The following is a 24,507-nucleotide window of genomic DNA, read 5'->3' as shown; positions in this document are numbered from 1 at the left end:
AATAATAAATAAGACCATGAAAAAGTATCTCCTATTAGTATGCGCATTAAGTTGTATCGTCTTTGCAAAAGCCAAAGACTGGACGCAGTATGTCAATCCGCTTATGGGTTCTCAATCTAGTTTCGAGTTATCAACAGGTAATACTTATCCGGCCATTGCCCGTCCGTGGGGGATGAATTTCTGGACTCCACAAACAGGAAAGATGGGAGACGGATGGCAATACACTTATACGGCTAATAAGATTCGTGGATTTAAACAAACACATCAACCCAGTCCGTGGATTAATGATTACGGACAATTCTCTATTATGCCTGTAGTAGGCAAACCGGAATTCAATGAAGAGAAGCGTGCCAGTTGGTTTGCCCACAAAGGAGAAACTGCCACTCCTTATTATTATAAAGTATATCTTGCAGAGCATGATGTAGTGACAGAAATGGCTCCAACCGAGCGTGCAGTTCTTTTCCGTTTCACTTTTCCGGAAAACGATCATTCGTATGTTGTAGTGGACGCCTTTGATAAGGGATCGTATATTAAGGTTATTCCGGAAGAAAACAAGATTATCGGTTACACGACTCGCAACAGCGGTGGAGTTCCCGAAAACTTTAAAAATTACTTTATTATTGAATTCGACAAGCCTTTCACATATAAAGCTACGGTAGTCAATGGCAATCTGCAGGAAAATGTTACCGAACAGACAACAGATCATGCCGAAGCCATTATTGGTTTCCAAACACATAAGGGCGAACAAGTACATGCAAGAATTGCTTCTTCTTTCATCAGTTTTGAACAGGCAGCTTTGAATATGAAAGAGTTGGGCAAAGATAATATCGAACAGCTAGCCCAAAAAGGAAAAGAAGCGTGGAACCAAGTATTAGGCAAAATAGAAGTAGAAGGAGGCAATCTCGACCAATATCGCACATTCTATTCTTGTTTATATCGTTCATTGCTCTTCCCACGCAAATTCTACGAACTGGATGCTGCCGGACAACCTGTTCATTACAGTCCTTATAATGGGCAAGTATTACCGGGGTATATGTATACTGACACAGGCTTTTGGGATACTTTCCGTTGCCTATTCCCGTTATTGAACCTAATGTACCCGTCAGTCAACAAGGAAATGCAGGAAGGTCTGATCAATACATATAAAGAGAGCGGTTTCTTCCCGGAATGGGCAAGTCCGGGGCACAGAGGCTGTATGGTTGGTAACAACTCTGCTTCTGTCTTAGTGGATGCTTACATGAAAGGAGTGAAAGTGGACGATATAAAAACATTGTATGAAGGGCTGATTCACGGAACGGAGAATGTACATCCACAAGTATCATCAACAGGACGTCTGGGATATAAATATTACAATAAACTGGGCTACGTGCCTTATGATGTAAAAATCAATGAGAACGCCGCACGCACGTTGGAATATGCATACAATGACTGGTGTATCTACCAACTGGCAAAGGAACTTAAACGTCCGAAAAAAGAGATTAATCTTTTCGCAAAACGTGCCATGAACTACAAGAATCTTTTCGATAAGGAATCTAAGTTAATGCGTGGACGCAACGAAGATGGTACATTCCAATCTCCTTTCTCTCCGCTGAAATGGGGAGATGCTTTTACGGAAGGAAATAGCTGGCACTATACTTGGTCGGTATTCCACGATCCTCAAGGATTGATTGACTTGATGGGTGGAAAAGAGATGTTTATCACCATGATGGATTCTGTTTTTGCCGTACCTCCTATTTTTGATGATAGCTACTACGGCCAAGTGATTCATGAAATCCGTGAAATGACTGTGATGAATATGGGTAACTATGCACATGGCAATCAACCGATTCAGCACATGATTTATTTATATGACTATGCAGGACAACCTTGGAAAGCCCAATACTGGTTGCGTCAAGTAATGGATCGTATGTACTCTCCTACTCCGGACGGCTATTGTGGCGACGAGGACAACGGACAAACTTCTGCCTGGTATGTATTCTCGGCATTAGGTTTCTATCCTGTTTGTCCGGGAACGGATGAATATATTATAGGTGCTCCGTTATTCAAGAAAGCTACACTCCATTTTGAAAATGGCAATAGTTTGGTTATTGATGCTCCGAATAACAGTAAGAAGAATTTTTATGTCAATTCGATGAATGTCAATGGTGCTGATTACACTAAAAATTATCTCCGACACGAAAATTTGCTCAAGGGAGGTACAATCAGTGTTGAAATGAACAATCAACCTAATCAGAATAGAGGAACTAAAGAAGAAGATATGCCCTATTCTTTCTCTAAGCAACAATAACCCCTATTCATAATCCGAACCATATTCCGTTTTCAGTTATGCAGTTCTTTCCGAAAGCTGCTATTCATCGAAATTACAGTAAAGCAATAGCTTGAAAGCAAAGATATTCGCTTTCAGGCTATTTTTCAATTACTTTTCACTACTTTTGCTCAACAAACGACATATAAATCATGGAAGAAAAAATTGATTTTGCAAAAGTCCCTTACCAGTATGCAATGTGCCTCAACCGACAATGCCCCAAAGCAAACACCTGCCTAAGACAACTCACCGAGCAAAGCGCACCGGAAAATATCAAGCATTGGATTATTATCAGCCCCAAACATCTGGCAAGTGTGGAAGGGGATTGTCCCCATTATCGTTCCAACAGAAAAGTACGATATGCGAAAGGATTTATCGGAATCTTGGAAAACCTCCCCTATAAACAGATGCAAACCGTTATCCTGCATTTGATGAGCTATTTAGGTCGCAGAACCTACTACCGCTCCCGCAAAGGTGAACGTCTGCTCTCCCCTTCCGAACAGCAACGCATATTAAATATTCTTAAGAGCTGCGGAGTTACCGCCCCGCAAGAGTTTGATGCATATGTGGAAGACTACGACTGGTAACAGTATCCCCCAATCGACATAAACGTAACATCAGCCCGGCACAACCGTCACATCCGAATAGAACTGTCGTCACCCAGAATCGACACAAGTGTCACACGGTGATGAAACGACTGTGCCATCGGCTTGGCACAACAGTGACACAGGGATGGCACAGTTGTACCCGACCAGTGGCACATACTGTTGTCTTATTCTCTTATAACCTTTATCCCTGTTTCCTCTATCATACCTCCATATCCAACAAAGATGTCATCAGGTATTCTATCGTTATGATAAAAAAACAAAACCATGTAATCATAGGTTTTAACACCTTATGATTACATGGTTTCTTCCAAACTCACTTTATAGTATACCTAACAAAAACTAAGGAACAACCTCTAATATATCCTCTAATTTCTCGTTTAGCGTAATGAGTAATTGTCCTGCAGCAATTCTGTCTTTCTGCGCCTGCGTCACTTTTATCTTTTTCAAGATGGACACACCACTTTCAGAACGTTTACAGTTCATCTTTTCCAGATTCGGACAACCAGAAATATCAATAACCGTCAATCTATTTTGCACTTCAAAGTCATATCCATAACTAGTCAATGGTATATTAAACGTTTTAAGCTTCGTTCCTGAAACTTTGACTGATTCAGGTGACGGAAATTTATAAGTATCTTTATAACATAAGTTCTCAAAGGCAAGTTCTGTGACAGGATTATCGCCTAACATGATCTCTTCCAATGGATTAAAATCAATAGAAAGTGATGCAACCTTCTTCAGTTTACTTATATCAAATTTCGTCAGATGATTCTGTACACTACTATAAACACTGGCTGCTTCGATTGTAATCCTTTCCAAGTTTTCAAAGACCTCAATACCTTCAACACTCTTGATCTGTTTTTTGTTTTTAGCCCCATCATGATAAATTTCTGTCGCACTTAGTCCTTTTTCTGTCAACAGATATTTATCGCCATCTTGAGATATATACTCCTGTTCAACTAACCATGTACGGAAATTATCATCTACAATCGTAACTTCCGGCAAGTTCTTATTAATTTGGTTAATATCTAAAACAACATCATAAAGAACACTTTCAGGGCAATAGAACCTGATCTTTCCGCTCCGTGTAGTTTCCGACTCTTGAATTTTGAAAACAAAACGATCCGGAGTATCGGTGGATTTTTCGGCTACAATCCAGCTGTCCGATTCAAATTCATAAGGAACGCTCGCATCTACATCGACAGTCAAAGAACCACCTTCCAAACCGAACACAGTTTCATCTTCAGTGCTTAACTTGATATACTTCTTCTTCTCTTGCACAACTAACACTTCTTTAGACAATTCACCATCAGTGAATGTTACTGTACATTCCCTTGGCTCACCAGCGACATTTTCTTCTACCTTTAAAGAAATCACAATGTTACCGTTTACACTTTCTTTACGCAGAGCTTCAGAAATCCAGGTTTGTTCATCAGAATACGAAATACTCAGGTCGTCTTTACCGACTGTTCCATCTATTTTAACTTCGATATATTGCACATTCGAAAGCAATGATAGTTTTTTGGAGGAAACAATTTTCCAAGCACCGTCATCATCATCACCGCCTCCTCCGGAACCATCAGCTTCGGAAGATACCTTTAAAGAGGCGGTTGCCGTTCCCGTGAAGAATTTCAGTATACCCTTCAGTTCTTCTCCACTGGAATTAGGATCGATTGTGACGGTTATCTTATCTCCATTCTGTCCTGAATCGGCAGAGGTATGAACCCATGAGTAGTTGTTGGTCACGCGCCAATTGCCGGAACTTGTTACGACTACTTCTGTTTTAGCTCCTTCAGAGTCTGCATGAAATTTATCTGCCGATATTTCGATTGTATCCGGCACAAGACTCTTCTCATCGTCGTCACTGCAACTAGAAAGCAAAGTCGCAGTGAAAAGAGTAAATAATATAAATATCTTTTTCATCATTATCTTTATTTAGATTTACTTATTTAGGTCTACTCCAAGTATTAAGTTCGCCTAACTCTGAAATTGGATATGCTTTTGCATCGTAGTAGCTGGACAATCCCGCTCCCGGATATTGGTTTTTCTGTTTGTAATAATACTTCGGCATTGCCATCTCTTCATCATACAGTCCGATAGCTACCTCATTCAGAAGTGTCAGAGCATAAGAATAATTTTTGGTTTGAATAGCATAAAGCATCATATAACCATATCCGACATCTTTCACTTTCTTCGACTGAGAGATCATATCACCTAACCATCCCACTCCAAGCTGGTGAGACAGACCTGAACAATTTCTCAATGTCATTCCGGATAGAGGTTGGGTAGCGTATCCATAATCACCTACATAATAATCCACGAAAGAACCAAAAGGATACTCTACCCCTTCATCGACTATTTTTACTTCATTCAGACGGTCATACCTTAATTGTCCCAGCTCGTAGAATGTAACAATCTTATCGGGCATAGCTTTTTTACATTCATAGAGTAATCTTGCCGCGCTTTTCGCGTTTGATGATCCCGCAATATATTCATTTCCACCGCCTCCTCTGGTATATTCGTCGTCAAAAGTCACTCCGTCAAGTTGATAGGTATCACATATCTCTTTCAATTTTTGAGCGTAATACTTCGCTCCGGTATCTGTCAGTTTGGCTACTCCAGCCTGATCATGGTTCCCCAAGATACTCAGAATAACTTTAATACCGGCCTGGCGTAAGGGTTGCAGCAGTTCGTCACTTCTATTGAGCAGTTCTGTAACCTGTGCGTTTAGGTGCACTTTAGGTTTACCGTTTTCTTCGTTAATATTCGCAGAGAATATAACCAGTTGATCGAAAAGCATCTTTCCTGAATCTTTCAGTTTAAATTCCAGTATGTTCAGCGGATTCTCATCATTCACCTCCATATACATCACTAGCTTTACTCTGCCATCATCCGCATCGCCACCCTGACTGGGGACCGTCGGTTTTCTCCACTTATTGGTTACCAGATAAACAGCATGTTGAGTCTCTTCCGGAATGGTTATTCCATTTGTTTGAGGAGTGACTTTGAGAGGAACCATGTAGACCTTGTCTTGTTCAAGCGTCTCTCCTCCGGTGAGGATAATATCTACCCCCGGTGAATTAACGTCGTCAGGCGCAAGTGTCAGTTTTCCATCCAGTCCTATGGAGATGTACTCGGCAGGATAAAGCGGATAGTCTTTATCATTTGCCGCGTTGTATATTTCCTGATAAGTGGGGTCAAGCTCCAGTTTCACATCGACTCCTTTCTGAGGCAGCTTCGTAAGCTGGAAAAAGACGTTCAGTTTCAGCTCGTCACCGGTCAGAACTACTTCACTAAGGTTTTTACCGGTATTGCGGTCGAGCAACATTCCGTCGATACGATAAATGGCACCATAGGCCTGTTCGTCGATTTTAGCGGGCATCTCTATATCTTCCGAGCACGAAGTGAATCCCTGGCAGGCAAAAGCTGACATGACAAGGCATAGAGCATACTTCAAACATTTTTTTGTATTCATATTAACTATTATTTTTGGGGTGCATAATTCATTATACCAATAGCTCCACGAATATTCTTATATATAAATGAACTATTGAAATAGTCATCTTGAGCATTAACAATGGAAATGCCGACCTTGGTGTATTTCTTATCCAGAACAAGAACCCATTGAGCGGCACCTTTTACGGCAGTCAGGCGCACTTTCTTCTCTTCGTCTTCATAATCCGAGAAATAACCGGCATCAGAGTCGGGATCGGATATCGACGGTATTGTTACTCCGATAATAAACCGGTCGGTGGGGACACCTTCTACGGAACTTTGCACGATAGCACGTCCCAGTTCCGCTGCCATAACCGCATCATACTGAGGCACTATAATGTAAATGCATTCAGAAAGCAAATCCTTATCTGACAAATTCTGGGGATTGCCCTGGAAGAACAGAACGTTGTCTTTATGGTTCTTTTTCCACTCCTGAACCAACGATAAGAACGTACGCTGCCGTACTTCATACACCGCTTTTTCTTCTGCCGACGCACTGGATATGTCATTTCCCAGATAAGAAACCACTATGCCGTCGTAGGTGAACTTGTCACATAAACCCAGCATGGCTTGAGTCTGCTCCTTAATGAATAAAAGGAACTTGTCTTCATCCGCCGCCGCGCCTTCCGTTTCTATTTTCTGTGACCACAGTGTTTCTAACGCCTCATAATCAATGTTATAAACAACCCGTGTCCCTTTCTCGCGCACTGACGTGAATTCTTCGACCAATGCCGGATGAAGGTCGCCCGGATTGGCAAGACATATGTAATCCACGCTATCAGGATAGGCTGTCAGATGCTCATTTTGTTTCATGGGAGTCGACGTCGAATTATTAATCGTGATAATAACTACTTTATGTTCCCGCGCTTTATAGTTCCGCAAGTCTTCCATATATTGTCTGTAGAGTTCAGGATTCATTTCTTCAAATGAAGGATAATGAATATCCAGGCTTTTCGGATCCGTCCAGTCACTGCATGCCGTTGCCAGTAAAGCCAGAGTAAATAAAGCTCCTATCGTTATTTTTCTAAGATGTAAAATCATACTGTTCTTTATTAAAAGTTCTGCTAATTATTTTTTCTTCTCCGGTAGAGCTACTTGCGTCCATTTCAGTTCTTTTTCAGCAGTCAGGTCATTTCCATGGACTGTATAATCCTTTATGATTGTACCTGCACCTTCATTGAACTTCCAATATGCGACCAGCCCTTCGGAGTCCGGCTCTACCGTATAGAAATGGTCAGTTGAATTTATTTCTTCCTCGGTCAATGCTTTATTCCAGATACGCACTTCCGAAATCATGCCATCCAAATAGCGGTTATTGTCATAAGAATATCCAATCCAGAAACAGCGTGGCTTGTCTTCCGCTTCATCTGAGTGCTCAACAGAGAAGTCTACAGATGTCGATCCGGCTGTTCCGGTCAGTTTTTGAACTCCGTTAATATAAACAGAAACAGCACCCTTGTCAAAGGTTACGGCTATATGGTACCACTGTTTGGATTGCAGTTTCAGATCACCGGACGTAAGGTTTGTCGTCTTGTCAGTTGCAATCTGAATCTGGTTTGAAGCCAGACCTGCATCTCCCACACGTACCAGAAACTTACCTTCAATTCCCATAATAGTCGATATCTGATTTTTAAATTGATTACCATAGACCAATGCTTCTAATGTAAAAGTCGACATATCCTTTACCGGTTTGCCATTAGTCCACTCAGGCCATGCTCTATTATTCGCAAGTCCTGCCGCCACATTTATTAATGACGCCCCCTTAAAAATATAATATACAGTCTTTGCGCTTGCAAGCAGACCTATTCCCTCTATCGATGAAACTGTAACAGGAAGCACATAACGCATATCATCATCAAGAGAATTTATATTTATAAATTTCACGGTAACCGGATTACTGGTAACACTTCCCGGTGCAATAGCCGCTACCGGTTCTTCTATCTTATAATTATCTTCAGGAAGAATGATTGCTTCGGGGTCATAATACGCCAGTCTATAAGTTTCGAGCAGCGCAGGGGCAGTAGCAAATGATACTTTTACTTCTTTGCCTTCCGGTTTAGCCAAACTTACAGTAATATTGCGTGAAATCTCCGCTGCATCTTTCTGAATTAGCAATTCTTCAACAAAATTTGATGCTGAAATAAAAGCTTTATTATCATAATGTTGCTTGTCTTCGTCACCATCCTTACAAGACATGACTATCAGAGTAGTAATACATATCAAAGTAATACTACAAAAATGATTTATTTTCATGGTTACATTCATTTTTTATAAAAAAGTTTATCAAGAACACATTAGAGAGATTCTAACACATAAGAACACTTAGTACTCTAAGTACTTGGTATATTTTAAATATAGGTTATTCAAGGGGATATCAGATATTTCTTACTTTTTCTAAAAAAAAAGAGAAAATGGACTAAGTGTTTATTATATTAGCATTGTTTTATTAACAAAGGGAGGGAAAGTCGACACTCTTCTTTTTGAGTTTAATAAAATGTATAACCATTAAATTAAATGTATGGAAAGCAAACATTCGCTTCGAAAGTCGAAGTTATTTCGAGCTTTATTGATTCTTTTGTTGATAGCAGTTCCTGTACAATGGGCTGCGGCACAGTTGACCTTATCAACTCCCCGTACAACTTTAGGAACTGTAATTAAACAGATTCAATCACAATCAAAGTACCAATTTTTCTACAATGACAAGCTATCGACTGTCACAGTTGAACCTTTAAAAGTAAAAGATGCTTCTTTAGAGCAAGTTTTAAACACACTTTTGAAAAATAAAGATATCTCTTATAAAATAGAAGAGGATATAATTTATTTATCAGAAAAAGAAAATTCTAATTCGCTACAACAACAAAGCGGGAAAGAACGTACTATAACCGGACAAGTTGTAGATGCTAAAGGAGAACCACTGATTGGTGTTAGTATTTTAGTAAAAGGAACAACAGACGGAGCTATTACCGATTTGGATGGTAACTACAAAATTATGACAAAAAGCAATAACCCTGTTGTTGTTTATTCTTATATCGGATATAAGACACAAGAAATTCCTTTGAAAGGACAGACAGCCATTAATATTACGATGATGGATGACACCCAAGTGATTGACGAGGTGGTTGTTACAGCTTTGGGTATTAAGCGTTCAGAGAAAGCTTTGAGTTATAATGTCACACAGGTCGATGCAGAATCAGCTTTAGCTGTAAAAGATGCGAACTTTATTAATTCACTGAACGGAAAGGTTGCGGGTTTAAATATCAACTCTTCTTCTTCTGGTATTGGTGGTGCAAGTAAAGTTGTTATGCGTGGTTCTAGGGGTATCGAACAATCGTCTAATGCTCTTTATGTTATCGACGGTATTCCAATGTATAACCTGAGCGCTTCTGGTGGTTCTGAAGAGATGCAATCGCAAGGCTCTACAGAAGCTATAGCTGATATAAACCCAGATGACATTGAATCAATGTCAGTTTTGTCTGGTGCTGCTGCTGCCGCATTGTATGGTAGCAATGCATCTAATGGTGCTATTGTGATTACAACCAAAAAAGGAAAAGTGGGTCGTGTAGCCTTGACCGTATCTAGTAATACAGAAATGTTATCTCCATTCGTCATGCCACAGTTTCAGAATCGCTATGGAACTTCTGGAACAGATGCTAGTTGGGGTAAAAGATTGAATGAAGCTAATTACCGCGGATACGATCCTGCAAGTGATTATTTTCAGACTGGGCTTATTGGAACAGAATCTGTAACACTTTCTACTGGTACTGAACACAATCAGACATATCTTTCTGCCGCAGCCGTTAATTCGCGTGGCATTATTCCAAATAACAAATACGACCGCTATAACTTTACATTCCGGAACACCACTCTTTTTCTAGAAGATAAGATGAAACTGGATGTTGGTGCTCAATATATTATGCAGAAAGACCGTAATATGGTGAATCAAGGTATTTATGCAAACCCATTGTCTTCTGCTTACCTGTTTCCGCGTGGAAATGACTGGGAAGATTACAAAATGTACGAACGTTATGATTTAGAGCGTAATATGTATACGCAATATTGGCCTCAAGGAGGGGGATCGTTCCGTTTACAAAATCCTTACTGGATTAATTATCGTAACTTGCGTGAAAATGACAAAGATCGTTATATGTTGAGTGCAGCTTTAAGTTACGATATTCTAAGTTGGTTGAACGTAGCTGGACGTGTACGTCTAGATAATTCATACAACACATATACACAAAAATACTATGCCTCTACCATCGCAACTATTGCTGAAGGTGAAAATGGTTTTTATGGTGTAACAAACACTCGTGACAAGCAAACATATGCAGACTTATTGTTGAATATAAATAAAACATTTGGCGAGGATTGGAGTTTAACAGCTAATATCGGAGCATCTTATTCAGACAATCGTTCTGAAGCTCTTGCCGTTAGTGGACCAATTGCAGCGAATGGACTTCCTAACTTTTTCACAGTTGCTCAATTGGATAAAGAAACTGGGAAACGTGAAGAAACTGGTTATCGTGAACAAACACAATCTATATTTGCATCTGCAGAAGTTGGTTATAGAAGTACTTACTACTTGACTCTTACCGGACGTAATGATTGGCCAAGTCAATTAGCGGGACCGAACTCAAAACAGTCTTCTTTTTTCTACCCGTCAGTAGGAGGCTCTGTTGTTTTGTCTGAACTTTTCAAATTACCTGAAAGTATTTCATACTTAAAACTACGTGCTTCTTGGGCATCCGTAGGTCTACCATTTGGACGCTTCCTTGCTTATCCAACTTTTTCATGGAATACTTCAACAGGAGCATACTCTTCTCAGTCTGCATATCCATTGTATGATTTGAAACCGGAACGTACAGATTCTTGGGAAGTAGGTCTTACTGCACGTTTCCTTAAACATTTCAATTTTGATGTTTCATTCTATAATACCAAGACTTACAATCAAACCATGGATGCAAAGCTTTCTCCAACAGGAGGCTATAGTACATTCTATGCGCAGACTGGTAACGTACGTAACCGTGGTGTAGAACTTTCACTTGGTTACAAGAATACATGGAACAAGTTTTCATGGAGTTCTAACTACACATTCAGTGCCAATAAAAACAAGATTTTAAGCCTGATTGATGGTTACATAAACCCTGTAACCGGTGAAGAAATAACAAAAGACCGTATGGATGTAGGTGGTTTATCAAAGGCACGGTTCATTCTAAAAGTAGGTGGATCTTTAGGTGATCTCTACTCACAGTCTGACTTGCTTCGAGATTCAAATAATAAGATTTATGTAAATGCCGATGGAAATGTAGCAGTGAATGACAAAGCTGATGATATTTATTTAGGATCTGTTTTTCCAAAAGCTAATATGGCATGGCGCAATGACTTTCAATATGGTAACTGGGGACTTGGCTTCCTTCTTACTGCCCGTTTGGGAGGAGTCGTTTACTCTGCGACTCAAGCCGTTCTTGACTCCTATGGTGTATCCGAAGCTACAGCAGCAGCTCGTGATAATGGTGGAGTCGTGATAAACGGTAACGATATGATTGACGCGCAAAAGTGGTATACAGTGGTTGGTGCCGACAGCGGTATTCCTCAATATTATACCTATAGTGCTACCAATTTGCGTCTGCAAGAAGCTTCTGTCAGTTATACTATCCCAAGAAAGAAATTGAAAAACATTATGGATATCACTCTTTCACTTGTAGGTCGTAACCTATGGATGATTTATTGCAAGGCTCCTTTCGATCCTGAATCTGTAGCCACTACAGGTAACTATTATCAGGGAATTGATTACTTTATGATGCCTAGCCTTCGTAGCGTAGGATTCAATTTGAAACTTAAATTCTAAAAACGGAAAAGATGAAGAAAAATACAATAATACAGTTTATAGTCACTGGTATGTTTCTTTTCGGTGCAACTGCATGTACAGGAAACTTTGAAGATTACAATAAAAATCCTCATGAACCAGACCAAAATGACATGGGAGTAGATTGGTATTTGGTAAGATCATTAGCTCTTAATTTACAAGATTTGATGATGCCAGAACAAGAGAACTTTTCTCAATATGTAGACTGTTTGATGGCAGGAGCATTTTCGGGATATGTAGCAGACTCCAATTTGGGTACAGGTTGGTCTGGTCGTTACGCAACTTATAATCCTTCAGACGATTGGAAAAAAATTCCATTCAATGATTTTTATTCAAAGTTTTATCCTGATTACTTCAATTTGAAAAATCAAAGCGATGATGAACTTTTCTTATCGTTGGCCGAGTTATATCGTATCGTCGTAATGTTGCGTGTAACAGATACATATGGTCCCATCCCTTATTCAAAGGTAGGTGCAGCTAATGCGATCAAATCCCCTTATGATTCTCAGCAAGCTGTCTATGCCAAAATGCTAGAAGATTTGGATAATATTATTACAGTATTAGGAAAGTTTGGCAACCAAAGCTTCAGCTCAAGTGCTGATAGAATTTATAATGGCAATACATCAGCATGGTATAAGTTTGCCAACTCTTTGAAGCTAAGAATGGCGATGCGTACTTGCTATGTAGCAGGATTTAACGTGAATGGAAAAACATCACAGCAATTGGCTGAAGAAGCTGTAGCAGCAGGTGTTATGACTGCTGCAACTGATGGCGCTTATCGTAAAGTTGCCGATCATAATCCATGGCAACGTTTTATGGTACTATGGTCAGATGCACGAATTTCAGCGGATTTAACCTGCTACATGAATGCATACAACGATCCTCGTCGCGAAGCATATTATGATAAAAGTACTTTTGGCACCGTGTCGGGAAATGCATATACTGGAGAAGAAAGTTATGTAGGTTTACGTCGGGGTATTCTGCAAGGACAATATAACTCCTGGTCACAAGGCTCTTCTTGTATGAAAGTCACTACGAGTGATAATATAGTTGTGTTCCGTGCATCAGAAGTCGCTTTCTTGCGTGCTGAAGGAGCTCTTCGTAACTGGAACATGGGAGGAACAGCTAAAGACTTCTATGAGGAAGGAATCCGTTTGTCGTTTGAAGAAAACGGAATTACCAGTGGAGTCGAAAATTATCTTGCAAGTACGGGAAAAGTAGAAGCATATAAAGATCCACTGAAAGGACAAAGTGCCCAAACTTATGATTACTCTGGAGCTATTAATACAAATGTAACTGTGGCATGGTCTGGAGGTGATTTTGAAAAAAGCTTAGAACAGATTATTACTCAAAAATGGATTGCAAACTTTCCAAATGGTATGGAATCATGGACTGAGTACCGTCGTACAGGCTATCCTAAATTAATGCCAATGGCAGCAAATGCAAGTGGAGGAATTGTTAATGATGCGGAAGGTGCACGACGCATGCCATATCCAACTGATGAATATCGTGAAAATAGAGAAAGCGTAGAAGCAGCAGTTGCGACATTGACACAAGAGTCCAAGACTAAAAGAGGAGATACGATGGCAACTCACGTATGGTGGGACTGTAAATAAATCAACCAATGAGTAACAAAAAATAAAAATATATACCAAGTACTTAGAGTACTTAGTATATTAAATTATACAAATAAAATTACCTTAATTATAGCATATATGAGAAGAAAAATAAAATATCTCATGCCTGTAATGCTGGCATGTTCTATGATGCAGTTCTCGTGTTCTGACTGGACAGATCCAGAAAGCATCAATATACATACTCCTTCTATGGAGGAACAAAATCCGGAACTTTATGCTCAATACCTGGAATCTCTCAACAACTTTAAAGCAACAGACCATCAGGTAGTAATTGTTTCAGTTAATAATGTAAGTACTGTAACAACCTCACGCAGTCAACATCTTACTGATATGCCTGACAGTCTCGACTATATTTGTCTAAACAATACAATGGAAGTAAATCAGGCAAATATATCTGAGATGAAGGAAGTACGTCGATTGGGTACAAAAGTATTGGGATTAGTTGATTTCGATGCTATAGAAAGTGCATGGAAAAAGATTCTTGAAGAAGAAGCAGCCAACGCTGTACCTAATCCCGAATCTGATGAAACAGAAAATGGAGAAGAAGGAGAAGAGACTGTCGACGATGCAACACGTTTTATTGAATACTGCAAAAGTGAGGTCACTAAACAAATCGCCGCAAGTAACGCTTTAGATGTAGATGGAATTGTAGTGAATTATACAGGCTTCGACCTCAATTCGCTTGTTGAAGAGAATGAAATTGCCGCTGAAACAGCACGTCAAGGAGCATTCTTTGACGCGGTAGCTAACTGGAAAGTTGCGAATACTAATAAGGACTTGCTTTTCAAAGGTTACCCGCAGAACGTTATTGGTAAAAGTCTGCTTTCTGATTGTAAATACATCATTGTCAATGCGCATGGAGCAAAAAACCAATACGAGATGTCTTATCTCATACTCATGGCATCAGTAAAAAACGTACCAACCGACCGCTTCATCATGGGAGTAACAACGCCTTATCTTACCAATTCGGGGAGTTACAATGGTGAACTCGGAGATGGCTCATCTGCCATCATTGGAGCTGCTCAATGGGCAGTGGCAAAGACGCCTGACTACACCAAAGCTGGAATTTCAATTGATGCAGCGGAAAAAGACTATTTTAATGCCAGCAATGTATACCCAACCTTAAAAGAAGCTATAAGTATATTGAGTCCAACCGTTAAATAAAAAACTGCCTTATGAAATTAAACAATTTAATATTTACAGCTCTTGCCGGTTTCTCAATAATTCTTGCCGGTTGCCAGAACAACGATGAAAATGAACAGCATTATGACAATAAACTCTTCATTTCGGCATCGAACTTTACTAAGGAAATACTGTTCAAAGCTGGTGATACAAATGTAGAAACTGGTCTTTCAGTAGCCATAGCAAAGCCTGAAGAACATGATATCAAAGTGACTATGTCACCTGCTCCCGAACTTTTATCAACTTATAAACTGGCATATTACGATGAAACTGCAGTACTTCTTTCTGAAGAACATTATTCAATGCCAGAAACTTTGACTACCATCAAATCAGGTAGTATAGTTAGTCCAGAATTGCCTATTGAATTCATTAATACAGGAGAACTTGATATCAAAACCACTTATGTGCTTCCAGTCACTATTAAATCAGTGGAAGGAATCGGCGTTTTGCAAAGTGCTAAGACATATTATTATGTATTCCGCGGAGCATCACTTATTAATGTGGTATGTAATATCAGTCGTAATCGTGCTTATCCGGACTTCAAGAATGACTCCAAATTCAATAATCTAACGGAGAATACGATGGAGATACTGTTCAAGGCCAATTCATTCCCTAATACTCTGAACACGTTGATGGGTATCGAAAGCAATTATTTGCTCCGTATCGGTGACGCAACCATTCCGAATAACCAACTTCAAGTAGCTACTTCTGTTAACAATTGTACAAGCGCAGACCTTCAACTTGAAAGTGGCAAGTGGTATCATGTAGCTGTCGCATTCAATAAAGGTAATGTCAAAGTATATATCAATGGCGTAGAAAAGCTTTCCGGTTCAACGGGAAAGAGTTCTGTTAGTCTTGGTGCTAAACATACCAATGAGGAAGACGGCTCACGTTGTTTCTGGGTAGGTTATTCCTATAAAGATGACCGCTATTTTGATGGCGTCGTTTCCGAAGTACGAATCTGGAATCGTGCATTAACAGCAGAAGAAATTCAGGCAACAAATCACTTCTACACAATAGAACCTGAATCGGAAGGGCTCATTGCATATTGGAAATTCGACGAAGGTTCGGGTACAGTAGCTAAAGATTACAGCGTGAGTGGCTATGATTTGACAATCGAAAAAGAACCTAAATGGGAATCTGTTTCATTGCCTCAATAATAAATCATTTAACTAAGAATTGAATATGAATATGATAAACAATATCAAATATGCTTTCCTGCCAGTGGTAATGTTCACTATGGCAACCTTCACATCTTGTGAGGAAGACATTGAAATAGGAAACAAGATAGATGAATCTTCTTATTTGGCATCGACTCAACTGAGCGGATTATTATTGGACGAAAATACGAATAAAAACAGTTCGGTAATCGAGCTCCGAAATAATGAATATAGCACTAATGTGGTATTCCGTCTTTCTAAACTACCTCAAAAAGGAGTAGATGTTCAAATAGCTGTCGAGGAATCATATGCAGCTATATACAACACTATCCATGAAACGGATTTCGAAGTGTTTCCTGCCGCTAATGTGAAAATCGCAAATAATGGTACTTTTGTACTTGCCCCAGATGATAAAGTTACCCCAAGCGTGAAAGTTACACTGACTGCGTTTGATGGAATGGAAGAGGATAAAACCTACATAGTACCTTTGACAGTAACATCTTCTACTGAAGGAGTAACATTTACTGAAACGTCCAAGCATATGGTGATTCTCGTTCAAGATTATCGCAACAAACCTAATACTAACAAAGGAGAAGATGCGGTACAAACAGTTCTTTATTTCGAAGTTAATGATACTAACCCGCTCAATGCCCTTGAGTTTCTGACTGAAAGTGGTAAATATTTTTTCGACCATATCGTACTTTTTGCTGCTAATATCAATTGGGATCCAGAGAAACAACGAGTATATTTAGCGAACAATGAAAATGTTCAATTCTTGCTCGACAATAATGATAAGTATCTACAACCATTGCGTAAAGCTGGTATGAAAATTATTATCAGCATCCTTGGTAATCATGACGAAGCTGGTGTCGCTCAACTTTCGGATATGGGAGCTAGGGAATTCGCCCGGGAACTGGCAGCTTATTGCCGTGCTTATAATCTGGACGGCGTCGCTTTCGATGACGAATATTCGAACTCACCAGACCTTTCAAACCCCTGGCTTGCAAGCCCATCAGCTTATGCAGGTTCACGATTAATGTATGAATGTAAAGCTGTCATGCCGGAAAAAATTGTCTCGCTCTATAACCTTGGCAACATGTATTCAAGTAGTCTCCAAGTTATCGATGGTATCGAACCTGGTCAGTATTGCGATTATGCTGTAGCTGACTATGGTGGTGCTGCTGGGCCAGGTACCGGTATGACATTGAAACAGTGTGCTGGTATGTCAATAGAACTAAGACGAGGCAGTGGCAACTCAAGTGAATCTACAGCGCGTTCTAGAAAAGAAGCTGGTTATGGATACTACATGTTCTTCGCACTTGACCCATCATTATATGGTTCACAAGTATATAGATGCCAATCCGTTTGTAAAGGTTTGTACGATGAAACATTAATTTATCCAAGTTACTATTATAAAAAGAATAGTACAGAACGTGAAGCTATTAACTGATTAATGTATATTTTACCTTAAAAAGAATAGATATGAAATTATTTAAGAATTTAATGATAGTGTTATCGGTATCCCTCCTACTATGGGGTTGTTCTGATGATGATGAATCAATCAATAATGGTAATTCAACAATCTCACTATCGACCAATATACTCCAAGTGGATAAAAATGGAGGGGATGCTACAGTTACTGTAACAAGCTCCGATAACTGGCGGTTGTCAGGAATATGTGATTGGGCACATCCGTCAATAACTTCAGGTAAAGATGGTGATGTAGTTACTTTTACCATCGATCCTAACAAATTAGATGAAAAGCGTACTGCAACCTTCAAGTTTTTCACAGGTTCTTCAGTTGTGCCACTACAAGTAGAGTCTCAACCTGCATATATAATGGATTTACTTTCTGACGAAGCTCTTTCTATTACTAAAGAAAAAAGTACTGTGAGAATTCAACTTAATACCAATGTGGCCGACCCAACGATAACATATAGTGACGGTGGCGAAGAGTGGCTGACATTCGATAGACGTAATGAATTCGGTGGCAAAGTAACTTTATCATTCACTGCTGCCGAGAACAAGACATATAAAGATCGTAGTACAAAAATTACAATCTCAAGCCCACTCGTTACTGAAAGTGTCAATGTAGATATTAATCAAAAACAAACAGATGCAATTATCACCGAAAGTAACACTTTAACATATGATCTAACAGCACGAACTATCTCTTTTAAAGTGAAATACAACGTCAATTACGCTATTTCCATAACAAAAGGGAAAGATTGGATTACTGATCAATCAATTTCCGAACCACAAAAAGGCGATGATGGTTTGACTACGGTTACTGTTACTTATAAACTATCCGCATCACCAGCTTCGCGTGGAGGTACAATTCATATTGCCCAAACCAGTGGTACATTAGTAAAAGATATTGCTATTGTTCAAAAAGATCCGGACGCCAGCCCTGTGGAAATTCCAGATGCCGTTCTTCGAGCACTTTGTATATCTAACGGTTGGGCTCTCCCTATTGATGATACCAAATGTATTATTCTTGAAGAAGGATTAAACGCAACTTCATTCTCTAACACCTCATACTCTAACCAGATTAAAGATTTAACCGGAATAGAGTATTTCCCTAACCTGACTTCATTACGTTTAGGTTATTGTTCAAACATGAAAAAGCTTGATATTTCAGGTTTACATAAGGTATCATCACTCACATTTAATAGCCCTACTATTTGTGAAGAGTATAATTTGGGAGATAATCCAATTACTAGTTTCAATGCAGGAGGTAGCTATGTTTATTCGGAGGCAGAAAGTCTTAAAGTCATCAGTAGTAAACTTGAGTCTTTGGATTTAAGTCTTGTTTCCTGGTATGCAAGTTATGATTATGTTACGTCAATTGATGCTTCGGAATGTCCAGCATTAACAAACTTAAACGCCAATCGTAGCAGCAAAATTAAGACTCTTTATTTAAAGACTGGTCAAGTGATACCAAAGTTAACTAAGAATGATGCAACTACTATTGTTTACAAATAATTAATATATAGAGAAATAATTTATAGAGAATCCCTTTATTTACTCTTTCCAAATCTGTGAATAGAGTCAAATAAAGGGATTATTGCTATCTATTTTTATCTAATGCTAGCTCTTATCTTAAAATACTCTTTTCATCTATAAACAAACCACAACCAGTACTCAAAGACTTTTTTGAATCCAACAATATTGAAATCAACTGATTATATAATCAATGTAACCTTAAAACTCTAAATCATATAAAGATTAAGAGTCATTCAAAAAACAAAACTATTCCACCTGCTCTTTCGGGTAATTCACCAAATACAGTGTCTTTGTCGCCCGAGTAAAAGCTGTATACAACCACCGGAAATAATCCGGAGTCAAATACTCATCTGTCATATACCCCTGATCTAAAAATACATTCTGCCACTGTCCGCCTTGCGCTTTATGACAGGTTATTGCGTATGCATATTTCACCTGCAAAGCATTGTAATGCGGATCGGCTTTCATCTTTTTCATCCGGTCTCTTTTGTTTGGAATATCTATATAATCCTCAAGTACTGTATAGAACAACCGGTCATTGTCTTCTTTCGGCAATGCGGGTGAGTCCGAATGCAAAGTATCCAATAATAGATTCGCATCCAATTCAAAATCATTCTGGTCAGGAAAGCGGAGAGTAACTTCGGCAAAACGAAAACCGTATATTTCACGAGTTCGACGAACACGTCGGACAACTGCAATTTCTCCATTAGCGATAAAATCCATCTCCTTATATTTCTCTGTCCAATAGTAATTATTTTTGGCTATCATCAACATATCTCCTGTGTTCAATTCATCTTCACGCCAAAGAATTTGTGCACGTATTCCATTATTATATAAGTTCGCACGTTTATTAGATCGACAGACAACAATCGTTTCATCCATACCATCATGATCGTAACAATTAGTCAGTTCTTCTATCAGTTCAATTCCGGGTACCAGTTTAATATCAGGAAAACCTGTTATTTTTATCTTAGGTAAAGAATAACAATCATCCTCCGCTATCAGTTGCCTCAACTGCGTGGCATTCCACAATATTCCGGATTCTTGCACCTGGCGAACCACTTGGGTAAGATCAATCTCACGTACTTCAAGTCCATAACCTTTCAATGCATCAGCAAAAAGCGCAGGACTCAACTCCTCACCTACCGGGGGAAGCTGTGCTGTATCTCCCATCAACAAGAGTCGGCAACCTTGTCCCGAATACACAAATTGCACCAAATCATCCAATAAACGTCCTGTTCCAAACATACTGCCCGACAGTCCTTCGTTTGAAATCATGGAAGCCTCGTCGACAATAAACAATGTATTGGTAGCTAAATTGTCATTGATCGAAAAGTTACTAAGCTCATTAGAAAAAGATTGTTGTCTATATATTTTTTTATGAATAGTAAAAGCCGGATGTCCTGCATACGCTGAAAATACTTTTGCCGCACGTCCTGTAGGAGCCAACAATACAGATTTCTGCTGCAACTGATCCATGGTTTTCACCAATGCCCCCACTAACGACGTCTTACCGGTACCGGCATACCCTCTTAAGATAAAGACTTCATCTGCCAGTGTGGACAGCAGAAACTTTGAAAGAGATTTTACAGCAATTTCCTGCTCTAAAGTTGGTTGGTAAGGAAAATTTTCCTTAATTTGCCTTTCTAAATAGTTATTTATCATTTTTGTACGAGAAAAAAGTTCGAGGAACTATCGTATTTAAATTTATTTATTCTATTTTTGCGATGCGAATATAACAACTAAAAACATAATTTATCATGAAAACAGTATTTAATATTGTATTGGTGCTTTGTGCTGCTGCACTGATTTACATCTGCTACACCAGCATTATGGGTCCTATCAATTTTGAAAACGCAAAAAAAGACAGAGAAAAAGCAGTCATTGCCCGTTTGATTGACATCCGTAAGGCACAACAGGAATACCGTTCGCTGCACCGCGGAATGTATGCACCTCAATTAGACACATTGATTGATTTCGTTAAAAATCAAAAATTGCCGTTCGTCATGAAGATAGGAATGCTAACTGACAAGCAATTGGAAGACGGACTGACTGAAAAGAAAGCCATGGCTATCATCGAAAAAGCTAAGAAAACAGGCAAATATGATGAAGTTAAGAAATGGGGACTTGAAAACTTCAAACGTGACACTATGTGGGTAGCTGTATTGGATACTATCTATCCAAAAGGATTCAATGCCGACTCTATGAAATATATTCCTCACGGAAATGGTGCTCAATTCGAGATGAATGTGAAAAATGACACTGCTAAGTCTGGTGCTCCGGTATATTTGTTTGAAGTGAAAGCTCCATACGAAACTTATTTGAGCGGACTTGACAAACAAGAAATCATCAACCTAAAAGACCTGGATTCTAAACTTGGCAAATATAGCGGCTTGATGGTAGGTTCTATCGATACTCCAAACAATGGTGCTGGTAACTGGGAATAATGATTGATTTTACTAAATCAAAACAATATACTTTATCCATCCGTCTTAGTACGGATGGATTTTCTTTTTCTATCTATAACCCGATTCATGACGATTCGCTTTCAATAATAGAGAAAGAGATAAATGCGTCTTCATCCCTTACAGCAAATCTAAAAACACTCTTTCACGAATCGGATTTCCTCAGTCATCCTTACAAACGAGTAAACATTATGATGGCAGGCAAGCGTTTTACGATTGCGCCATTAGAATTGTTTGAAGAGGAACAGGCGGAACTTCTGTTTTATCATAATCATCAGAAAAAAGAAAATGAAACGGTGCTCTATAATATTCTAAGAAAGAATAATGTAGCTGTCATCTTCGGCATAGACAAAAGCGCACAGACCTTTTTGAATGAACAATATCCCGAAGCTCGTTTCTATTCTCAATCTACTCCATTCATCGATTATTTTTCTGTAAAAAGCAGATTGGGAAACAGTAAGAAGATGTATGCTTCTATACGCAAAGACGGCATTGACATCTATTGCTTTGAACGAGGACATCTGCTTCTGGCTAATTCCTTTGAATGTACGCACACAGAAGACCGTATTTACTATTTATTGTACGTCTGGAAACAACTGGAGTTTAATCAAGAACGGGATGAGTTGCACCTAACCGGAATACTTCCGGAGAAAGACGTTTTAATGAGTGAATTGAAAAAGTTTATCCTACAGGTATTCATCATGAATCCTGCAACTAATATTGATATGCAAGCCTTATTAACATGCGAGTAATCAGCGGTATTTACAAACGAAGAAGATTTGACGTGCCTCGGACATTTAAAGCACGCCCTACGACAGATTTCGCCAAAGAAAATCTGTTTAATGTACTCAATAACTATATCGATTTTGAAGAAGGAATAACAGCTCTTGATTTGTTTGCCGGGACAGGAAGCATCAGTATCGAACTGGTATCCCGTGGATGCGACCGTGTTATCAGCATTGAGAAAGATCCTGCACATCACTCATTCATCTGCAAAATTATGAAAGAGGTGCAGACAGACAAATGTCTGCCGATACGCGGAGATGTATTCAAGTTTATCAAAAATGGCCGCGAACAGTTCGACTTCATCTTTGCCGATCCTCCCTACGCTTTAAAAGAGTTGGAAACAATACCCGAATTAATCTTTCAGAATAATCTTCTCAAAGAAGGAGGATTATTGGTACTGGAGCATGGAAAAGATAATAATTTCGAAGAAAATCCACATTTCCTTGAGAGAAGGGTGTATGGAAGTGTGAACTTCTCACTATTCAGATAAGATCCAAATACAATTTCATCCTTATTAAAGTAGCGGAGCCAATAAACGCACGATAGACTCCGCAGCTTTTTGTCTCCACGAACGTCTGCCCCAATTCTTCAAAAAGATCTGTGTACTTTCGCGCTGGTCCTGAAGAAATATTTCTTTCATTTCAAGGGCAGTTTCTACGTCATACATAAAAGCATTCACCTCAAAGTTATGCTCAAAGCTACGGAAGTCAACATTGGTAGAGCCTACAGTGGAAAGCATATCATCTGAAACCATCAGCTTAGAATGTAGAAAACCTTTCTTATAAAAATAGACCTTAACACCTGCCTGCATCACATCTGCCAAATAAGAACGCGATCCAAGATGAGTTATCCAGTTATCTGCACGTTCCGGTAACATCAAGCGTATATCCACCCCAGACAATGCTGCTGTTTGCATAGCTGCTAATATTGGTTCTGTAGGCAAAAAATAAGGTGTTTGCATATAGAAATATTTTTTTGCACTGGTAATGGCAACAGTCAATCCCTGCATGATTTCTTTCCAAGGCCCGATAGGCTCACTCGTGACAATTTGCACTAAAGAACTTCCGCAAGAGTCAATCTTCGGAAAATAACGGGAAGCGGTTATCAACGTACGGTCTACAAAATACCAATCAAGCAAAAAAGCCGTTTGTAAACCATGCACTGCCTTGCCTTCCAACATGATATGCGTATCTCGCCAAATCCCCCAAGAAAAGCCACGCATATAACGTTCTGCCAGGTTCATTCCCCCAACGAAGCCCACGCGTCCGTCAATAACGACAATCTTTCTATGGTTGCGGTAATTCACCCTACTGGTAAATAAAGGAAAACGTACTTTCAAAAAGCTCCTGACTTCAATACCGGCATTGCGCATTTCTTCAAAAAAACGATTAGGCACATGCCAGCAACCTACATCATCATAGATAACCCGTACTTCAACCCCGTGAGAAGCTTTTTCTATCAGCACATCCCTGACCATACGCCCGATAGCGTCATCTTCAAAGATGTAATATTCCATGTGGATATGCTGCTTCGCTTTTTGCAGTTCACGCAACAATGATTGAAGTTTGGTATATCCTTCGGTATAGACTGCCACACGGTTCCCCTCAAATGGAAACGCTTGATTCGTTTGCTGGAAAAGCTGAATAAGACGGGAGTATTCATAAGGAACGTCCGAACAATCCTGTGCGAGATATTCGGCCATTGGTTTCTTCAATAAGCGGTCGTAGCTTTTTTGCCCAATGATACGTTCGCGACGTTGACTCCGCCCAAAGAAAAAATAAAAGACAAGTCCGACAATAGGAAGGAAAAGTAATATGAGTATCCATGCCATGGTTTTAACCGGATTCCGGTTGTCAAGAATGATGATGACAATCGTACCGATAATGGCTCCAAAATAAAGAATATCAAAAGCCACTGTTGCTATCTGGCTAAGCATATAGTTCCAATCAATCATAGGAATCTCCTTTCATACGAATACTAAACAACAAATATAGAGTAAA

General features: G+C 39.3%; 17 protein-coding genes. 11 read left to right on the top strand and 6 right to left on the bottom strand.

Translation table 11 applies throughout. The features are described 5' to 3' along the window. The first annotated feature begins 16 nt into the window (after positions 1-16). Positions 17-2,287 carry a GH92 family glycosyl hydrolase gene (locus BSCG_RS07260; RefSeq protein ID WP_008776775.1) on the top strand — a complete coding sequence of 757 codons (2,271 nt, stop codon included), beginning with the start codon at positions 17-19 and terminating at the stop codon, positions 2,285-2,287. Between the two features lie 170 nt (positions 2,288-2,457). Next, positions 2,458-2,892 (top strand): DUF6078 family protein, encoded by a 435-nt coding sequence (locus BSCG_RS07265; protein ID WP_008776774.1) that lies wholly within the window; start codon positions 2,458-2,460, stop codon positions 2,890-2,892. Positions 2,893-3,252: 360 nt separating this feature from the next. On the opposite strand, the gene BSCG_RS07270 is transcribed toward BSCG_RS07265, so the two are convergent. From BSCG_RS07270 to BSCG_RS07285, 4 genes are read right to left on the bottom strand one after another with little or no spacing between them, the layout of a single operon-like run. Then, positions 3,253-4,839: a BACON domain-containing protein gene (locus BSCG_RS07270; protein ID WP_032849653.1), complete on the bottom strand. Its 1,587-nt coding sequence runs from the start codon at positions 4,837-4,839 to the stop codon at positions 3,253-3,255. 19 nt (positions 4,840-4,858) lie between these two features. Next, positions 4,859-6,388: a BT_3987 domain-containing protein gene (locus BSCG_RS07275; RefSeq protein WP_008776772.1), complete on the bottom strand. Its 1,530-nt coding sequence runs from the start codon at positions 6,386-6,388 to the stop codon at positions 4,859-4,861. Between the two features lie 8 nt (positions 6,389-6,396). After that, the gene (locus BSCG_RS07280; RefSeq protein ID WP_008776771.1) at positions 6,397-7,449 is read right to left on the bottom strand and encodes a glycoside hydrolase family 18; all 1,053 of its coding nucleotides are present in this window, start codon (positions 7,447-7,449) and stop codon (positions 6,397-6,399) included. Between the two features lie 27 nt (positions 7,450-7,476). Continuing rightward, positions 7,477-8,661 carry a LamG-like jellyroll fold domain-containing protein gene (locus BSCG_RS07285; RefSeq protein WP_032849659.1) on the bottom strand — a complete coding sequence of 395 codons (1,185 nt, stop codon included), beginning with the start codon at positions 8,659-8,661 and terminating at the stop codon, positions 7,477-7,479. 265 nt (positions 8,662-8,926) lie between these two features. Here BSCG_RS07285 and BSCG_RS07290 point away from each other — a divergent pair, with 265 nt between their 5' ends. The 6 genes from BSCG_RS07290 to BSCG_RS07315 all read left to right on the top strand — a co-directional run bounded on the left by BSCG_RS07290 (position 8,927) and on the right by BSCG_RS07315 (position 19,235). Beyond that, positions 8,927-12,253 carry a TonB-dependent receptor gene (locus BSCG_RS07290; RefSeq protein ID WP_008776769.1) on the top strand — a complete coding sequence of 1,109 codons (3,327 nt, stop codon included), beginning with the start codon at positions 8,927-8,929 and terminating at the stop codon, positions 12,251-12,253. 11 nt (positions 12,254-12,264) lie between these two features. Continuing rightward, complete coding sequence (locus tag BSCG_RS07295; RefSeq protein WP_004323634.1) at positions 12,265-13,887, top strand: SusD/RagB family nutrient-binding outer membrane lipoprotein; 1,623 nt, start codon at positions 12,265-12,267, stop codon at positions 13,885-13,887. A 99-nt stretch (positions 13,888-13,986) separates the two neighbouring features. Next, positions 13,987-15,072, top strand: coding sequence for a glycoside hydrolase family 18 (locus BSCG_RS07300; RefSeq protein ID WP_032849651.1), 1,086 nt, complete (start codon positions 13,987-13,989; stop codon positions 15,070-15,072). Positions 15,073-15,083: 11 nt separating this feature from the next. Further along, positions 15,084-16,250 (top strand): DUF1735 and LamG domain-containing protein, encoded by a 1,167-nt coding sequence (locus BSCG_RS07305; RefSeq protein WP_008776766.1) that lies wholly within the window; start codon positions 15,084-15,086, stop codon positions 16,248-16,250. Positions 16,251-16,275: 25 nt separating this feature from the next. Next, the gene (locus BSCG_RS07310) at positions 16,276-17,700 is read left to right on the top strand and encodes a BT_3987 domain-containing protein (protein WP_032849650.1); all 1,425 of its coding nucleotides are present in this window, start codon (positions 16,276-16,278) and stop codon (positions 17,698-17,700) included. A 32-nt stretch (positions 17,701-17,732) separates the two neighbouring features. After that, the gene (locus BSCG_RS07315; RefSeq protein WP_008650576.1) at positions 17,733-19,235 is read left to right on the top strand and encodes a BACON domain-containing protein; all 1,503 of its coding nucleotides are present in this window, start codon (positions 17,733-17,735) and stop codon (positions 19,233-19,235) included. Between the two features lie 267 nt (positions 19,236-19,502). Here the strand turns inward: BSCG_RS07315 and BSCG_RS07320 are convergent, their stop codons facing one another. After that, positions 19,503-20,921, bottom strand: a complete 1,419-nt coding sequence (locus tag BSCG_RS07320; RefSeq protein ID WP_008776764.1) for an ATP-dependent RecD-like DNA helicase — start codon at positions 20,919-20,921, stop codon at positions 19,503-19,505. Between the two features lie 95 nt (positions 20,922-21,016). Here BSCG_RS07320 and BSCG_RS07325 point away from each other — a divergent pair, with 95 nt between their 5' ends. From BSCG_RS07325 to BSCG_RS07335, 3 genes are read left to right on the top strand one after another with little or no spacing between them, the layout of a single operon-like run. Then, positions 21,017-21,703: a hypothetical protein gene (locus BSCG_RS07325; protein ID WP_008776763.1), complete on the top strand. Its 687-nt coding sequence runs from the start codon at positions 21,017-21,019 to the stop codon at positions 21,701-21,703. Further along, positions 21,703-22,473, top strand: a complete 771-nt coding sequence (locus BSCG_RS07330; RefSeq protein ID WP_008776762.1) for a DUF3822 family protein — start codon at positions 21,703-21,705, stop codon at positions 22,471-22,473. The genes BSCG_RS07325 and BSCG_RS07330 overlap by 1 nt, the downstream gene beginning before the upstream one ends. Further along, positions 22,464-22,997 (top strand): RsmD family RNA methyltransferase, encoded by a 534-nt coding sequence (locus BSCG_RS07335; protein WP_004314595.1) that lies wholly within the window; start codon positions 22,464-22,466, stop codon positions 22,995-22,997. The genes BSCG_RS07330 and BSCG_RS07335 overlap by 10 nt, the downstream gene beginning before the upstream one ends. A gap of 24 nt (positions 22,998-23,021) precedes the next feature. On the opposite strand, the gene cls is transcribed toward BSCG_RS07335, so the two are convergent. After that, positions 23,022-24,461, bottom strand: coding sequence for a cardiolipin synthase (cls, locus tag BSCG_RS07340; RefSeq protein ID WP_004301164.1), 1,440 nt, complete (start codon positions 24,459-24,461; stop codon positions 23,022-23,024). Positions 24,462-24,507 lie beyond the last annotated feature (46 nt).

The sequence above is a fragment of the Bacteroides sp. 2_2_4 genome (genome assembly GCF_000157055.1).
Taxonomy (GTDB): Bacteria; Bacteroidota; Bacteroidia; order Bacteroidales; family Bacteroidaceae; genus Bacteroides; species Bacteroides ovatus.
This window is presented reverse-complemented; position numbering and strand designations above follow the sequence as displayed.

Coding starts and splice junctions, on each gene's coding strand:
- BSCG_RS07265 (WP_008776774.1), top strand. CDS start 2,458: ATGGAAGAAAAAATTGATTTTGCAAAAGTCCCTTACCAGTATGCAATG.
- BSCG_RS07320 (WP_008776764.1), bottom strand. CDS start 20,921: ATGATAAATAACTATTTAGAAAGGCAAATTAAGGAAAATTTTCCTTAC.
- BSCG_RS07315 (WP_008650576.1), top strand. CDS start 17,733: ATGAAATTATTTAAGAATTTAATGATAGTGTTATCGGTATCCCTCCTA.
- BSCG_RS07300 (WP_032849651.1), top strand. CDS start 13,987: ATGAGAAGAAAAATAAAATATCTCATGCCTGTAATGCTGGCATGTTCT.
- BSCG_RS07290 (WP_008776769.1), top strand. CDS start 8,927: ATGGAAAGCAAACATTCGCTTCGAAAGTCGAAGTTATTTCGAGCTTTA.
- BSCG_RS07285 (WP_032849659.1), bottom strand. CDS start 8,661: ATGAAAATAAATCATTTTTGTAGTATTACTTTGATATGTATTACTACT.
- BSCG_RS07325 (WP_008776763.1), top strand. CDS start 21,017: ATGAAAACAGTATTTAATATTGTATTGGTGCTTTGTGCTGCTGCACTG.
- BSCG_RS07260 (WP_008776775.1), top strand. CDS start 17: ATGAAAAAGTATCTCCTATTAGTATGCGCATTAAGTTGTATCGTCTTT.
- BSCG_RS07280 (WP_008776771.1), bottom strand. CDS start 7,449: ATGATTTTACATCTTAGAAAAATAACGATAGGAGCTTTATTTACTCTG.
- BSCG_RS07275 (WP_008776772.1), bottom strand. CDS start 6,388: ATGAATACAAAAAAATGTTTGAAGTATGCTCTATGCCTTGTCATGTCA.
- BSCG_RS07335 (WP_004314595.1), top strand. CDS start 22,464: ATGCGAGTAATCAGCGGTATTTACAAACGAAGAAGATTTGACGTGCCT.
- BSCG_RS07310 (WP_032849650.1), top strand. CDS start 16,276: ATGAATATGATAAACAATATCAAATATGCTTTCCTGCCAGTGGTAATG.
- cls (WP_004301164.1), bottom strand. CDS start 24,461: ATGATTGATTGGAACTATATGCTTAGCCAGATAGCAACAGTGGCTTTT.
- BSCG_RS07330 (WP_008776762.1), top strand. CDS start 21,703: ATGATTGATTTTACTAAATCAAAACAATATACTTTATCCATCCGTCTT.
- BSCG_RS07305 (WP_008776766.1), top strand. CDS start 15,084: ATGAAATTAAACAATTTAATATTTACAGCTCTTGCCGGTTTCTCAATA.
- BSCG_RS07270 (WP_032849653.1), bottom strand. CDS start 4,839: ATGATGAAAAAGATATTTATATTATTTACTCTTTTCACTGCGACTTTG.
- BSCG_RS07295 (WP_004323634.1), top strand. CDS start 12,265: ATGAAGAAAAATACAATAATACAGTTTATAGTCACTGGTATGTTTCTT.